Source organism: Mesorhizobium sp. LNJC405B00 (genome assembly GCF_000502615.1).
Lineage (GTDB): Bacteria > Pseudomonadota > Alphaproteobacteria > Rhizobiales > Rhizobiaceae > Mesorhizobium.
In genome coordinates this window covers 1-14,809 of the sequence record NZ_AYWC01000014.1, presented here as the reverse complement: position 1 = coordinate 14,809, position 14,809 = coordinate 1, and the positions used below count along the sequence as shown (strand labels likewise).

General features: G+C 63.8%; 9 protein-coding genes. 8 read left to right on the top strand and 1 reads right to left on the bottom strand.

Annotated elements, in window-relative coordinates:
- Positions 1–76 precede the first annotated feature (76 nt).
- The 8 genes from ptsP to X756_RS142550 all read left to right on the top strand — a co-directional run bounded on the left by ptsP (position 77) and on the right by X756_RS142550 (position 12,239).
- Positions 77–2,347, top strand: coding sequence for a phosphoenolpyruvate--protein phosphotransferase (gene ptsP / locus X756_RS142520; RefSeq protein WP_023693992.1), 2,271 nt, complete (start codon positions 77–79; stop codon positions 2,345–2,347).
- A gap of 8 nt (positions 2,348–2,355) precedes the next feature.
- Positions 2,356–3,435 (top strand): peptide chain release factor 1, encoded by a 1,080-nt coding sequence (gene prfA / locus X756_RS142525; protein WP_023672971.1) that lies wholly within the window; start codon positions 2,356–2,358, stop codon positions 3,433–3,435.
- Positions 3,428–4,306 carry a peptide chain release factor N(5)-glutamine methyltransferase gene (gene prmC / locus X756_RS142530; protein ID WP_023731037.1) on the top strand — a complete coding sequence of 293 codons (879 nt, stop codon included), beginning with the start codon at positions 3,428–3,430 and terminating at the stop codon, positions 4,304–4,306. The genes prfA and prmC overlap by 8 nt, the downstream gene beginning before the upstream one ends.
- A gap of 304 nt (positions 4,307–4,610) precedes the next feature.
- Positions 4,611–5,447 carry a DUF4167 domain-containing protein gene (locus tag X756_RS01000000165895; protein ID WP_050589302.1) on the top strand — a complete coding sequence of 279 codons (837 nt, stop codon included), beginning with the start codon at positions 4,611–4,613 and terminating at the stop codon, positions 5,445–5,447.
- Between the two features lie 285 nt (positions 5,448–5,732).
- Positions 5,733–8,339, top strand: coding sequence for an ATP-dependent chaperone ClpB (gene clpB, locus X756_RS142535; protein ID WP_023672968.1), 2,607 nt, complete (start codon positions 5,733–5,735; stop codon positions 8,337–8,339).
- 71 nt (positions 8,340–8,410) lie between these two features.
- A complete protein-coding gene (locus tag X756_RS142540) occupies positions 8,411–8,767 on the top strand; it encodes an MmcQ/YjbR family DNA-binding protein (RefSeq protein WP_023685771.1) in 357 nt (118 codons plus the stop codon).
- Positions 8,768–9,059: 292 nt separating this feature from the next.
- Positions 9,060–10,577 carry a L,D-transpeptidase family protein gene (locus X756_RS142545; RefSeq protein WP_023731036.1) on the top strand — a complete coding sequence of 506 codons (1,518 nt, stop codon included), beginning with the start codon at positions 9,060–9,062 and terminating at the stop codon, positions 10,575–10,577.
- A 102-nt stretch (positions 10,578–10,679) separates the two neighbouring features.
- Complete coding sequence (locus X756_RS142550) at positions 10,680–12,239, top strand: MFS transporter (RefSeq protein WP_023731035.1); 1,560 nt, start codon at positions 10,680–10,682, stop codon at positions 12,237–12,239.
- Between the two features lie 172 nt (positions 12,240–12,411).
- On the opposite strand, the gene X756_RS142555 is transcribed toward X756_RS142550, so the two are convergent.
- Positions 12,412–14,382: a M23 family metallopeptidase gene (locus X756_RS142555; protein WP_023701439.1), complete on the bottom strand. Its 1,971-nt coding sequence runs from the start codon at positions 14,380–14,382 to the stop codon at positions 12,412–12,414.
- Between the last annotated feature and the right edge of the window lie 427 nt (positions 14,383–14,809).

The window sequence follows — 14,809 nt, the reverse complement described above, 5'->3', positions numbered from 1 at the left end:
GATTTGAGTTGTTGCGTGTGCGCCGGTCGCAGTGGAAACTGCGGCGGGCAAAATGCCCATTGGAGAAGAAGCCGCGATGCGTGATACGGCCAGCGGCCCGCGCGTTCTGCTGAAACGGCTCCGCGAGCTCATGCAGGAGCCGCTGGAGCCGCAGGAGCGGCTCGACCGGATCGTGCGCGACATCGCCTCCAACATGGTCGCCGAGGTCTGCTCGCTCTATGTGCTGCGCGCCGATTCGGTGCTCGAACTCTATGCCACCGAAGGTCTGAACCCGAACGCCGTCCATTTGGCGCAACTGCGGCTGGGGCAGGGCCTCGTCGGCACCATTGCCGCGAGCGCGCGGCCGCTCAACCTCTCCAATGCACAGGAACATCCGGCCTTCGCCTACCTGCCGGAGACGGGCGAAGAGATCTACAATTCCTTCCTCGGCGTGCCGGTACTAAGGGCAGGGCGCACGCTGGGCGTGCTGGTGGTGCAGAACAAGACCATGCGCCACTACCGCGACGACGAGGTCGAGGCGCTGGAAACGACCGCCATGGTGATCGCCGAGATGATCGCCACCGGCGATCTCGCTCGCCTGACCCGGCCCGGCCTCGAACTCGATCTGCGCCGTCCCGTCAGCTTTACCGGCCTGTCCTTCAACGAGGGCGTCGGCCTCGGCCATGTCGTGCTGCATGAGCCACGCATCGTCGTCACCAATCTGTTCAACGAGGACAGTGAGGAAGAGGTGCGCCGGCTGGAGACGTCGCTCGGTTCGCTCAGGCTTTCTATCGACGACATGCTGGAGCGGCGCGATGTCGCCTTCGAGGGCGAACATCGCGAGGTGCTCGAAGCGTATCGCATGTTTGCCAACGACCGCGGCTGGGTGCGCCGGCTGGAAGAGGCGATCCGCAACGGCCTGACGGCGGAAGCGGCGGTGGAAAAGGTCCAAAGCGACATGCGCGCCCGCATGCTGCACATGACCGATCCTTATTTGCGCGAGAGGATGAGCGACTTCGACGATCTCGCCAACCGGCTGCTGCGCCAGCTGATGGGGCGCGGGCCTGACGACGTCGCGGCGTCACTGCCGAAGGATGCCATCCTGGTCGCGCGCTCGATGGGCGCGGCCGAACTGCTTGATTATCCCAGGGACAAGCTGCGCGGCGTGGTGCTGGAAGACGGCGCTGCCACCAGCCATGTCGTCATCGTAGCGCGCGCCATGGGCATTCCGGTCGCCGGCCAGATGAAGGGCGCCGTTTCCATGGCGGAAAACGGCGATGCCATCATCGTCGACGGCGAGGAAGGCACCATCCATCTGCGGCCGCAGCCCGACCTCGAAGCTGCCTATGCCGAAAAAGTGCGCTTCCGGGCGCGCCGGCAGGAAGTCTACCGGGAACTGCGCAAGAAGCCGTCGGTGACCAAGGACGGCGTCCAGGTCGACCTGCTGATGAATGCGGGCCTGGCCGTCGACCTGCCGCAGCTGGCCGAGGCGGGTGCCGCCGGCATCGGCCTGTTCCGCACCGAATTGCAGTTCATGGTCGCCTCGACCTTCCCGCGTGCCGAGGCGCAGGAGCGGCTCTACCGCGACGTGCTGGACGCGGCGCGCGGCAAGCCGGTCACCTTCCGCACCATCGACATCGGCGGCGACAAGGTTCTGCCCTACTTCAAGGGCGCCATCCAGGAAGAAAACCCTGCGCTCGGCTGGCGCGCGATCCGGCTGACGCTCGACCGGCCGGGTCTGCTCAGGACCCAGATCCGCGCTCTGCTGAAGGCCTGCGGCGGGCGCGAACTGAAGCTGATGCTGCCGATGGTTACCGAACTCGGCGAAATCGCCCAGGCGCGCGAGATCATCGACCGCGAAGTGCGGCATCTCTCCCGCTTTGCCCACCATCTGCCGACCAGCCTCAAGGTGGGCGCTATGCTGGAAGTGCCGTCGCTGCTGTTCCAGCTCGACGAGTTGATGAAGGCGGTCGATTTCGTCTCGGTCGGCTCCAACGACCTGTTCCAGTTCGTCATGGCGGTCGATCGGGGGAACACGCAGCTCTCCGACCGCTTCGACACGCTTTCGACGCCTTTCCTGCGGGTTCTGAAGCAGATCGCCGACGCCGGGGTTCGCAACCACACGCCGGTGACGCTGTGCGGCGAGCTTGCCGGAAAACCCATTTCCGCCATGGCGCTGATCGGCCTTGGCTACCGCTCGATCTCGATGTCTCCAGCCTCGATCGGCCCGGTCAAGGCGATGTTGACCGAACTGCCACTGGAGGAATTGGAGGCTTTCTTTGCCGACAATCTGATGGCGCCAGCTCAAGGGCTGCCGATGCGGGCGCTGCTGCAGGCCTTCGCCGACGACCGCTCCATCCCGCTATAGCATTAGCCATGGTCAATCTTCCCCGCGAGCGTATGGATCAGGTCGTCAAGCGTTTCGAGATGCTCGAAGCGCAGATGTCGGCCGGCCCGGCGGCCGATGCCTATGTGAAGATGGCCTCGGAATATGCCGAGCTGCAGGACATGGTGGCCAAGGTCAGGGAACTGCGCTCAGTCGAGCGCGAGCAAGCCGACCTCGAGGCGATGCTTGCCGACAAGGGCACCGATGCCGAGATGCGGGCCCTGGCGGAGGCAGATCTGCCCGGCGTCGAAGCGCGTATCGAAGAGCTGCAGAAGGACATCCAGATCCTGCTGTTGCCCAAGGATGCGGCCGACGACAAGAACGCCATCCTTGAAATCCGCGCCGGCACCGGCGGCGACGAGGCGGCATTGTTTGCCGGCGACCTTTTTCGCATGTATGAGCGCTATGCCGCCGAACGCGGCTGGCGCTTCGAGACGGTGTCGGCCAGCGACGGCGATGCCGGCGGCTTCAAGGAAATCATCGCCACCATTTCCGGTAGGGGAGTCTTTGCCCATCTGAAATTTGAATCCGGCGTGCACCGCGTGCAGCGCGTGCCGGCGACCGAGGCCAGCGGGCGCATCCACACCTCGGCGGCGACGGTGGCCGTTCTGCCGGAAGCCGAAGAGGTCGACATCGACATCCGCGCCGAAGACATCCGCATCGACACGATGCGCGCCTCGGGTTCGGGTGGCCAGCACGTCAACACCACCGATTCTGCGGTGCGCATCACCCATTTGCCGACCGGTATCATGGTGGTGCAGGCGGAGAAGTCGCAGCATCAGAACCGGGCGAAAGCCATGCAGATTCTGCGTGCGCGGCTTTACGACCTCGAGCGCAGCAAGGCGGACGAGGAGCGCTCGGAGTCACGCAAATCGCAGGTTGGTTCGGGCGACCGTTCGGAGCGCATCCGCACCTACAATTTCCCGCAGGGCCGCCTTACCGACCATCGTATCAACCTGACGCTCTACAAGCTCGACCGGGTGATGATGGGCGAGCTCGATGAGGTCATCAATGCGCTGATCGCCGACCATCAGTCGAAGCTGCTCGCCGATATTGGCCTCGATGGCTGACATGTTGCCCGGCGCGCTCGGGCCCTTGTTGCGAGTGGCGCGGGAGCGGCTTGCCGCGGCCGGCCTTTCCGACCCGGCGCTGGATGCCAGGCTGATCGTCGAACATTTTTCCGGCACGGACCGTACGCAGGCGATCGCCGACCCGCAACGGACGGTCGATGCGGGTGCGGTTGCCGCAATCGACGCTGCTCTGCAGCGCCGCATGGCCGGCGAACCGGTGCACCGCATCCTCGGGTTTCGCGAGTTTTACGGCCTGCGGCTGTCGCTGTCGCCGGAAACGCTGGAGCCGCGGCCGGACACCGAAACGCTGGTCGAGGCGGTCTTCCCTTTTGCCGGCGCGACGGCCGAAAGGCTAGGGCTATGCCGTATCCTCGATCTCGGCACCGGTACCGGCGCGATTGCGCTGGCGCTGCTCAGCGCGGTTCCGGCCGCGACCGCCACCGGGGTCGATATTTCGCACGACGCGCTGGCAACCGCGATACGCAATGCCGAGCAACTTGGACTCGCCGGCCGGTTCGTGGGGCTGCAGTCCGACTGGTTCGAAAAAGTTTCGGGCCGATACCATGTAATTGCCGCAAACCCTCCCTATATACCGTCTGGAGACATTGGAAATCTGCAGGACGAGGTCCGCGATTTCGATCCGCACAGAGCCCTTGATGGCGGTGTGGACGGTCTTGGCCCCTACAGGATCATCGCCGCCGAGGCGGCAAAGTTTCTGGAAGCACAAGGCAAGATAGCGGTCGAGATCGGCCACACGCAGCGCAATGAGGTCAAAGACATATTCGCGGCAGCCGGCTACAGGCTGGCCGGGGCATTTGTCGACCTTGGCGGAAACGACAGGGTTCTTATGTTTGAACAGGGAAAGCCTTGACGCAGTGCAAAAAAGCGCTTGGCAATGCCGGGGAATGCGGCTAGGGTCCGCCCTAACCGGATGAGACGAAGCAGGCAGTGCTCTTAGCGATTCGGTTTTCCTCGGAAATAGCTGCCTTCTTGCGCAAACGACGCCCAAGCTTCGTGCGGGAATCGTCCGGCAAGTGATGTAACCGGAACAGGATGACACGTGGCGCCAACGCAATTGATGCGGGCGAACGCCGGTGAAGAAACGAAACGGCTGGCTGCATGAGCGCCTCCGTTCGTGAAACGTTTTTCGAAAATTTCAAAATGAAGAGAGTCTTATGAGGCCACAACAGCAGAACAGGCGCATGCGCGGTCGCAACAACAATGGCGGCGGCGGTGGCAACAACAATAACAACAACAACAACCGCAAGGGCCCAAATCCCCTGACGCGCAACTACGAGAGCAACGGCCCGGACGTGAAAATCCGTGGATCGGCTCAGCAGATCGCCGAAAAATACGCCACTCTGGCCCGTGATGCGCAAAGCTCCGGCGACCGGGTTATGGCGGAAAATTACCTCCAGCACGCCGAGCACTACAACCGCATCATTGCCGCCGCACAGGCGCAGATGCCGATCCAGAATGCCCCGCAGAACCGCGACGAATTCGACGACGATGAAGATCGCGACGATTTTGACAATGCCGGCAGCGGCAATGGCGGCGAGACGCAAGCGCCGATGGCGAACCACGGCAACGGTCCGCAGCCGACGATTGAGGGCACGCCGGCCGAACTCGCATACGGCCAGGAAAACGGCCGCGAGAACAACAGTGGCCGTGATAATAATGGCCGTGACAATAATGGCCGCAACAACAACGGCCGCGACAACAATGGCCGCAACCGTGACCGCCGCCCCAATGGCGGCTATGGCCAGAACGACCAGCGTGGCGACTTTGCCCAGCGTGGCGAGCAGAACGGCCAGCGCGGCGACCAGCAGCGCTTCACCGAAACCCCGGCACAGGCGGAAACCGTTTCCGCGGTTGAGCCCGAAGCCGAGAGCGGTTTCTCCGAGCCGGCGCCGCTGTACGAAAACCTGTCGCCGGCGGCTCTTGCCGCCCGGGCCGAACTCAATGAGGCAGCCACCGANTTCCCTGAAGGCACCCGTAGCTCAGCTGGATAGAGCGCTGCCGCTGTTGACGTGGTGGATGCGGCGCCGGCCGAAAGCCCTGCCGGCGACCCGTTCGCCGTCGACGCCAACAACTGACCCATAAGTCGATGAAACGGCGGAGAGAAATCTCCGCCGTTTTCGTTTGCTCGGCCATGCAATATCATCAGCCGGACGTCTTGAGCGGCAATGGCTTGCGCCCCATATCTGGCGTGAACTGGACCCGGCTCGGATGAGCGGGTCCGTCACCGCAATCTGATCCGGTGCCGCAAAGCGGGCCGGTGATGGAAGGAGACAGATATGAACCTCGAGAAATACTCCGAGCGCGTCCGCGGATTCATTCAGTCCGCCCAGACCATGGCGCTCTCGCGCAATCACCAGCAATTCACTCCCGAACATATGCTGAAGGTCCTCGTCGATGACGATGAGGGGCTGGCCGCCTCGCTGATCGAGCGCGCCGGCGGCAACGTGCGCGACGTCAAGCTTGGCGTCGAGACCGCCCTTGAGGCCATGCCCAAGGTGGAAGGCGGCAACGGCCAGCTTTATCTCGCGCAGCCGCTGGCCAAGGTGTTTTCGACCGCCGAGGAATTGGCCAAGAAAGCCGGCGACAGCTTTGTCACGGTTGAACGGCTTTTGCAGGCTCTGGCCATGGAGAAGTCGGCCAAGACGGCCGATATCCTGTCCAAGGCCGGCGTCACAGCGCAGGCGCTGAACCAGGTGATCAACGACGTCCGCAAGGGCCGTACCGCCGATTCGGCGAGCGCCGAGCAGGGCTATGACGCGCTGAAGAAATACGCGCGCGACCTTACCGCCGATGCCCGCGCCGGCAAGCTCGACCCTGTGATTGGCCGTGACGACGAGATCCGCCGCACCATCCAGGTGCTGTCGCGGCGTACCAAGAACAACCCGGTGCTGATCGGCGAGCCGGGCGTCGGCAAAACGGCGATCGCCGAAGGTCTGGCGCTGCGCATCGTCAATGGCGACGTGCCGGAATCGCTGAAGGACAAGCAGTTGATGGCGCTCGACATGGGCGCGCTGATTGCCGGCGCCAAATATCGCGGCGAGTTCGAGGAGCGGCTGAAGGCCGTGCTCAACGAAGTCACCTCGGCGGCCGGCGGCATCATCCTGTTCATCGACGAGATGCACACGCTGGTCGGCGCCGGCAAGGCCGATGGCGCCATGGACGCTTCGAACCTGTTGAAGCCGGCGCTGGCGCGCGGCGAACTGCACTGCGTCGGCGCGACCACGCTCGATGAATACAGGAAGCATGTCGAGAAGGACGCGGCCCTTGCCCGCCGGTTCCAGCCGGTCTTCGTCAACGAGCCATCGGTGGAAGATACCGTGTCGATCCTGCGTGGCCTCAAGGAGAAGTACGAGCAGCACCACAAGGTGCGCATCTCGGATTCGGCGCTGGTCGCGGCGGCGACCTTGTCCAACCGCTACATCGCCGACCGTTTCCTGCCGGACAAGGCGATCGACCTTGTCGACGAGGCCGCGTCGCGGCTGAGGATGCAGGTCGATTCCAAGCCCGAGGCGCTGGACGAGATCGATCGCCGCATCATGCAGCTCAAGATCGAGCGCGAGGCACTGAAGGTCGAGAAGGACGAGGCGTCAAAGGACCGGCTCGCGCGTCTCGAAAAGGAACTCGTCGGCCTCGAGGAGGAATCGACCGAGATCACCGCCAAATGGCAGTCGGAGAAGCAGAAGCTTGGCCTCGCCGCTGACCTCAAGAAGCAGCTCGACGCGGCCCGCAACGACCTCGCCATTGCCCAGCGCAAGGGTGAATTCCAGCGCGCCGGCGAGCTTGCCTATGGCAAGATCCCGGAACTGGAAAAGAAGCTGAAGGAAGCCGAAGCCCAGGACGGCAAGGCCGGCATGGTCGAAGAGGTGGTCACGCCCGACCACGTCGCCCATATCGTGTCGCGTTGGACCGGCATTCCGGTCGACAAGATGCTGCAGGGCGAGCGCGACAAGCTGCTGCGCATGGAAGACGAGATCGGCAAGCGAGTCGTCGGCCAGGGCGAAGCGGTACAGGCGGTGTCCAAGGCCGTGCGTCGTGCCCGGGCCGGGCTGCAGGATCCGAACCGGCCGATCGGCTCGTTCATGTTCCTCGGACCGACCGGCGTCGGCAAGACCGAACTGACCAAGGCGCTGGCCAATTTCCTGTTCGACGACGAGAGCGCCATGGTGCGAATCGACATGTCGGAATACATGGAGAAGCACTCGGTCGCCCGGCTGATTGGCGCGCCTCCCGGCTATGTCGGCTATGAGGAAGGCGGTGCGCTGACCGAAGCGGTGCGGCGCCGGCCCTATCAGGTCGTGCTGTTCGACGAAATCGAGAAGGCGCATCCGGATGTCTTCAACGTGCTGTTGCAGGTGCTCGACGACGGGCGGCTGACCGACGGGCAGGGCCGCACGGTCGACTTCCGCAACACGCTGATCGTCATGACGTCGAACCTCGGCGCCGAATATCTGGTCAATCTCGGCGAAGAGCAGGACGTCGATGCCGTGCGCGACGAGGTTATGAGCGTGGTGAGAGCCTCGTTCAGGCCGGAGTTCCTCAACCGCGTCGACGAGGTGATCCTGTTCCACCGGCTGCGCCGGCAGGATATGGGCCGCATCGTCGAGATCCAGCTCAAGCGGCTGGAAAGCCTGCTCGCCGACCGCAAGATCACACTGTCGCTCGACCAGGATTCGATCGACTGGCTGGCGGCGAAGGGCTACGACCCGGCCTATGGTGCGCGGCCGCTGAAGCGGGTGATGCAGAAGGACCTGCAAGATCCGCTGGCGGAAAAAATCCTGCTTGGCGAGATACTCGACGGCTCGACCGTCAAGGTCACCGCCGGCTCCGACCGGTTGAATTTCCGGTCCAGGCCCACTGTGGTGCCGACCGACGCGGCAGCCTGATCCAACGCCGCGCGTCCGACCGGACGCGCGGCATTTTCTTATCAAACAACAATCCTTTGACGGGGGTGCAGATGACGCTGGACGACTACAACAGCTTCTGCGCCTCGCTGCCGCAGACGACGCATGTCGTGCAGTGGGGCGGGGCCGATGTCTGGAAAGTCGGTGGCAAGGTCTTCACCATCGCCGGCCATGACCGGGAGGGTGGCGTCTTCGTCACCTTCAAATGCTCTGAAATGGCTTATGACGTGCTGAAGGATCAGCCCGGCTGCCGGCCGGCGCCCTATCTCGCCTCGCGCGGCATGAAATGGATCCAGCGTCAGACAAGCCAGAGCATGGATGATGATGCGCTGAAGGACTATCTCGGCGAAAGCCACCGCCTCGTCGTCCTCAAGCTGACGAAGCAGACGCGCAAGGAATTGGGCCTGTAGCAACCAGTAATCCGCCATCTTCATGCCCGGTTCATGTTGGAAAGCTTATGTTGTGGTTTGCTGGCGAAGGGGTTTGCCTGCAGGCTTTTGACGATCAGGGCGTTCCTTGCGCATCCAAACGGTGGCGAGAACGTTCTGGTGGGAACACTGCCGGGCGGCGGCAATTACGCATGACCCCGAAAATCGAAATTCGATTTTCGGAAAGGATCATGCGCAGACATGAAGTGTTACAGCGTCCTTTGCGCGTCCAAACGGACGCGCGGCGCTGTAAGTACCGGAGAGTTCGACCACCATGTTCCGCACGATCCTTGCCTTTTCGGTGCTCGCCGCCGGGCTGCTCACGTCCAGCGCCATGGCATCGCCGACTGTGGACAACGCACTGCCGGCCGTCCGCGCCGCCGATAGCGGCGGCATTGTGCTTGCCCAGGACGGCAATCTCGACATCTATTACGACGCCAGGGGCAACCGCGTCATCGTCGATGCCGAGACCGGCAAGGTCATCGCCATCCAGCCGCCGCAGACCAGGCTCGACCGCCGCGCGCTGCGCCGGGAAATGCGGGCACGTGAGCTTGGACGCGCACCGGTCGAAGACGACGACCGCTACTATCTCGACGATCCCGAAGACATGGCGCGTTTCCGCCGTAGGCAACTGGACGATCAGGGACGAATCCCCGGCCCCCCGGTTGATGAATACGATCCTGAAAGCGACAGATTCCTGGGGGCCGCTCCGCAGGATGATGCCAATGACAGCGACACCTATCCGGAAGCGCCGAAATCCGCTGAACCGCGGCCCGTCAAGCGCCAGCCGCTGAACGAAGCCTCTATCGATCCCGCCGAACCGGCGGCGCCCGCCGACCAGGCCGCGCTGCCGCCGAAAGCCGGTGGCAAGACCGTGGTCGATCCCTCGCTTTCACTCGGCGCACGCCAGGATGTAGCCGCCTTGCAGGTGCTGCTCGACCGCGCCGGCGCTTCACCCGGCGTCGTCGACGGGCGCTTCGGCTCCAATGTCGACAAGGCGCTTGCCGCCTATAACCAGATCACCGGCAGCAATCTGCGCTCGACCGACGCGGTCGGCATCCAGGCTGCGCTGGCGCAAACCGGTGGCGATGCTTTCGCCAATTATACGATCACGCCCGAAGACGCGGCCGGGCCTTATGTCGCCTCGATACCGGAGGATTACAGCCAGAAGGCACAGCTCGACCGCATGGCTTACACCTCCGTCACCGAAGCCTTGGCCGAACGGTTCCACATGGACGAGAACTACCTGAAGGGGCTCAATCCCGAGGCCGACTTCAGCCGTCCCGGCACCATCATCAAGGTCGCCAATTTCGGCAGGCTGGTGGCGACGCCGGTTGCCCGCATCGTCGCCGACAAGGACAAGAAGCAGGTGTTCGCCTATGACGCCGGTGGCAAGCTGGTCGCGGCCTATCCGGCCACCATCGGTTCAGCCGACACGCCCTCGCCGACCGGCACCCATACGGTGTCGCGCGTGGCGCTCGATCCTAACTACACCTACAACCCCAGCATCAATTTCAAGCAGGGCCAGAACGACAAGATCCTGACCATCCCGCCGGGTCCGAACGGCCCGGTCGGCTCGGTGTGGATTGCGCTGGACAAGCCGACCTATGGCATTCACGGCACGCCCGATCCCTCCAAGATCGGCAAGACCGAAAGCCATGGCTGCGTGCGCCTGACAAATTGGGATGCGCGTGAACTGGCCAAGCTGGTGTCGCCGGGCGTCACCGTCGAGTTCGTCGGCGGTCCCTCGGCCGATGATATTGCGGAGCAAGTGAGCGCTCCAGCGCAGTGATATCGGCCTGCCCATAAGGCAGGCCGATATCCAAAGCTGGATTCATGAGCGCAGGGTGCTGGCTGGTTGTTGCCGGCCCGCAACAAGTCTAAGCAGACGCTCATGAAGTCTCCGAGCGAAGCCGCAGCCGTTCCCCTGAGCAGGGCGCTTTCCAACGGTACATTTTGCCCGCAGTCGCAGCGCAAGTTCGTGCTGGTAGCGGCGATCCTTGCGTCAGCGCTCGGCTTCATCGACGGGTCGATCCTGGCCATTGCCATGCCGGCAATGCGCGTCGACCTCGGCGCCAGCCTGGCCGAGGTCCAGTGGATTTCCAACGCCTATGCGCTGACGCTGTCGGCGCTGATTCTGGCCGGCGGCGCCGCCGGCGACCGGTTTGGCCTCAGGCGCGCCTTCGTTGCCGGCATTGCGCTGTTCATCGTCGCTTCGCTGGCCTGCGCGGTGGCGCCGAATGCGCTGGTGCTCATCGCCTTTCGCGCCATTCAGGGCATTGGTGCGGCGATCATGGTGCCGGGCAGCCTCGCCATCATCGCCAAGGCCTATCCGAAGAAGGAGCGCGGCCGGGCGATCGGCATCTGGGCCGCCGCCTCGGCGCTGACGACGGCGCTCGGTCCGGTGCTCGGCGGCTTCGTTCTGTCGGCCTTTGGCGGCGGTATCTGGCGGGCGATCTTCGCCGTCAACCTGCCGCTCGGGCTGATCTCGATCTATCTCCTGCTGGCCAAGATTCCCGCCGACGCGCCGACGGAGCAGCGAAGCCTCGATCTCGGCGGCGCCGCTCTCGCCACGCTTGCCTTCGGGGCGCTTGCCTACGGACTAACCTCGATGAGCGCCGAAGGCAGCGGGCTGATGTCGGGGCCGAGCATCGCCGCAGGCGCCGTGCTGCTTATCATCTTCATCGTCTTCGAGCTTCGGCAGCGCGAGCCGATGATCGATCTTAAGCTGTTTCGGATTGGCGCCTTCGCCGGCGCCAACCTCGCCACCTTCTTCCTGTATTTCGCGCTGTCGGCCAATCTGTTCTACCTGCCGATGCTGTTGATCGCCGGATGGGGGCTGAGCACCAAAGAGGTCGGTTTCATCTTCCTGCCGCTGTCGGCGTCGATCGCGCTGCTGTCGGGTCTCGTCGGCCAGTGGTCGGATCGCATCGGTCCGCGTTTTCCGATCGCCAGCGGCTGCCTGGTGGTCGCCATCGCCTTTGCCGGGCTGGCTCTGCTCACTCATGCCGGCATGCACAATTTCTGGACCGGTATCTTTCCGCTGATGGCGGTGATGGGGCTCGGCATGGCGCTGGTGGTGTCGCCGCTGTCGACGGCCGTCATGACCGCGGTCGAGGACAAGGATACCGGCGCCGCTTCCGGCATCAACAATGCGGTTTCGCGCATTGGCGGGCTGATTGCTGTGGCGGCGATGGGCTCGCTCGCGGCCTGGGTCTATTCGACGATGCTCGATACCAGCGTCAGGCCGGGCATTCCGGGGTTCGGAGAACCGGCATTGGCCGGCCTGGCGCCAGACCTTGATGCAACACGGCGCGCCGCCAGCGATTCGGCGTTCGCGGCCGTGTCGACAGTGACGGCCGTGCTTTGCCTGCTTGCCGCTGTTATCGCCTGGGCCACCGTTTCGGGGCAAAAGCTGCCTTGGTCACGAGCCGAAGAGAAGCAGTCGACCTGATTCGGAGCCGACCCGATTCGGAATGCTCTGATGGGGAATTATGATTCGCCGGCGTCGAGTGTGACGGCTTAAAGCGCGTCGCGCTGAAACGGATTCATACGACGCGCTTTAAGTGTTTGTTTTGGCGCATGTCCTTGTCCCAGAGCCGCGGCACACTTCTGGGCGACATGCATTAGCCTTCGATCTTGGCGCTCGCGACCTTCAGCGGATTGCTGTCTTCCTGCTTGAGCAGTTCATCGATGCGCTCGCGCTCGCGCTTGAAAGCGACCAGGTCGTCGCCCTTCAGCACCTTGCCGACCGGCAGGCGCACGCGCATCGGGTCGACCTTGGTGCCGTTGACGATCAGCTCGTAGTGAAGATGCGGACCGGTGGAGAGGCCGGTCTGACCGAGGAAGCCGATGGTCTGGCCCTGGCGGACATGAACGCCCGGTTCGATGCCTTTGGCAAAGGCGCTCTGGTGATTATAGGAGGTCTCGTAGCCATTGGCATGGCGGATGATGATCTGCTTGCCGTAGCCGCCGGCCCAACCGGCCTTTTCGATGGTGCCGTTGCCGGCGGCGATGATCGGCGTTCCGATCGGCGCCGCCCAGTCGACGCCGGTATGCATGCGGACATAACCGAGGATCGGATGCCGGCGGGCGCCGAAGCCGGAGCGGAATTTCCCGGCCGGCAGGGGATTGCGCAGCAGGAACTGCTCGGCGCTAGATCCGTCCTCGTCGAAATAGTCGGTCGAGCCGTCCTGCATCTGGAATCGGTAGAAATTGCGCGTCTGGCCGCCGAAGGTCGACGAGACATAGAGCAGTTCCGATTCGTCGGAGGCCTGGTCGTCGCCGTCCGGCTGCGAGAACAGCACGTCGATGCGGTCCGATGGATTGAGCCTGGACTGGAAGTCGACGCCGGAGGCCAGGAGCTTGACCAGTTGCTGGGTCAGCTTCTTCGACATGCCGTAGGAATAGGCGGCGCGGTAGATGCCGTCATAGACGTTCGGCAGATTGCCGCGCACCACCACCGGCGCCGACGAATCGTCGAACGCGGTCAGCAATTCGGGGTTCGGCTCCGGTTCCTGCGCCGGCACATACTGGCCGCGGTCGTCGAGCGCGATGGTGACGATGTGCGTTGTCTTGTCATAGACGCTGGTGCGAACGACCTTGGCGGCGTCGCCATGTACCTCGAGCCCGACGCGCAGCACGGTTCCGGTCTTCAGCGCCGGTGCGTTGAGCAGCTTGCCGATCGCCTCCGCCATGCCGGTGGCGTCATCGCCCGTATAGCCCGAATCAGCGAAAGCCTCGGCAATGTCGCGGTCCCTGGTGAAGGGAATGATTTCCTCGGCGAAAGCCGGGGTCTGGTCGTCGAGCGCGACGCGCGGCGCCACCGAGACGTTTTCCGGCACGATCTTGACGTCGTAGGAGCCGGCCATCGATTCGGCGAAGGCATCGCCGAATCGCTGCGGGTCGACATAATGCAGGGAGGCGACCTGCACGGCGCCGTCGCTGAGGTCGGTGCCGGCTTCGCGCACCACTTTTTCAACCTCGTCGGCGGACAGGTCGCTTTTTTCGTCGAAGGAGGCCGTCTCAACCGGGAAATCGACAGTCTTGAGGCTCATCTCGCTTTCGACCTTGGCGCCGTAGATCTGGCCGCCAACCGCGGAGGCCGTCGCCGGCTGCGCCGGCGTCGAGTCGCCATCGTCGCCGAACACCTGCATCGGGTCGAAAGGCGGATAGGCGCGGTTGGTGGTGTGGCCGGCTGCCAGCGCCATCTTGATCTGCACGAACGGCATGGTGTGGATAACGTCGCGGTCGCCGACCTTGGTCACCATCGACACTTCCATGCGCCGGCGGTCCTTGGCCTTGGCGATCTGGCGCGGCGCCACCAGCCTGGTGGTCTTGGCGACCTCGCCGGAATCGCCGCCGCTTTCGAGCTGGGCCAGTTCGGCGATTTCGGGCGGGGTTGCCAGCTGCTGGCGGCCGTCAAGGGCGGCAAACAACGCCACGCCCATCAGCACACTCGAGGTCACGCCGGTAAGAAAGGTGCCCGACAGCCAGCGCGCCGAAACCTCGCGCCGGTCGGGCGGGCCGCTGCGGCCATCCGCGATCAGCGGCGGCTCATTGCCGAGTTCGGCTATGACATCTTCCGTGTCTGGCATCCAGAAAGGCTGCTTCTTCCCCGGGCGGAACGGCTTTTCGCTTCTGTTGGGCCATGACATTTGCCTGTCACGGCGAGTGAAGTCAACGAAGCGGCGAAATCCCCACGCACACGCTCTGTTTTACAGCCCCTTATAGAGAGGCGACTTTATCCTCTTGTAGGAGGGTCCGAACCGGTGGATGCGCAGACCCCGCTTTGGCTCTTATAGGAAGGCACCTCGCGGGCCGCGCCGAGCCCTTCTTTGTTGGCCTTGGTGTCGAACGGCAATGCGGCGGCAATAGGGCTCCTTTTTAACAACGCCAATGTTCCCCTGGGGCAGTCCGCCGGCGCCAAAACTTCTGTCGCAAAAAGTTCAAAAACATCGTCGATGACTGTTGACAGTTCTGGTTGGTGGCGACTATATACGCCTCACGAACGAGGGCGGTGCG

Coding starts and splice junctions, on each gene's coding strand:
- prmC (WP_023731037.1), top strand. CDS start 3,428: ATGGCTGACATGTTGCCCGGCGCGCTCGGGCCCTTGTTGCGAGTGGCG.
- X756_RS142545 (WP_023731036.1), top strand. CDS start 9,060: ATGTTCCGCACGATCCTTGCCTTTTCGGTGCTCGCCGCCGGGCTGCTC.
- clpB (WP_023672968.1), top strand. CDS start 5,733: ATGAACCTCGAGAAATACTCCGAGCGCGTCCGCGGATTCATTCAGTCC.
- X756_RS142550 (WP_023731035.1), top strand. CDS start 10,680: ATGAAGTCTCCGAGCGAAGCCGCAGCCGTTCCCCTGAGCAGGGCGCTT.
- ptsP (WP_023693992.1), top strand. CDS start 77: ATGCGTGATACGGCCAGCGGCCCGCGCGTTCTGCTGAAACGGCTCCGC.
- X756_RS142555 (WP_023701439.1), bottom strand. CDS start 14,382: ATGCCAGACACGGAAGATGTCATAGCCGAACTCGGCAATGAGCCGCCG.
- prfA (WP_023672971.1), top strand. CDS start 2,356: ATGGTCAATCTTCCCCGCGAGCGTATGGATCAGGTCGTCAAGCGTTTC.
- X756_RS142540 (WP_023685771.1), top strand. CDS start 8,411: ATGACGCTGGACGACTACAACAGCTTCTGCGCCTCGCTGCCGCAGACG.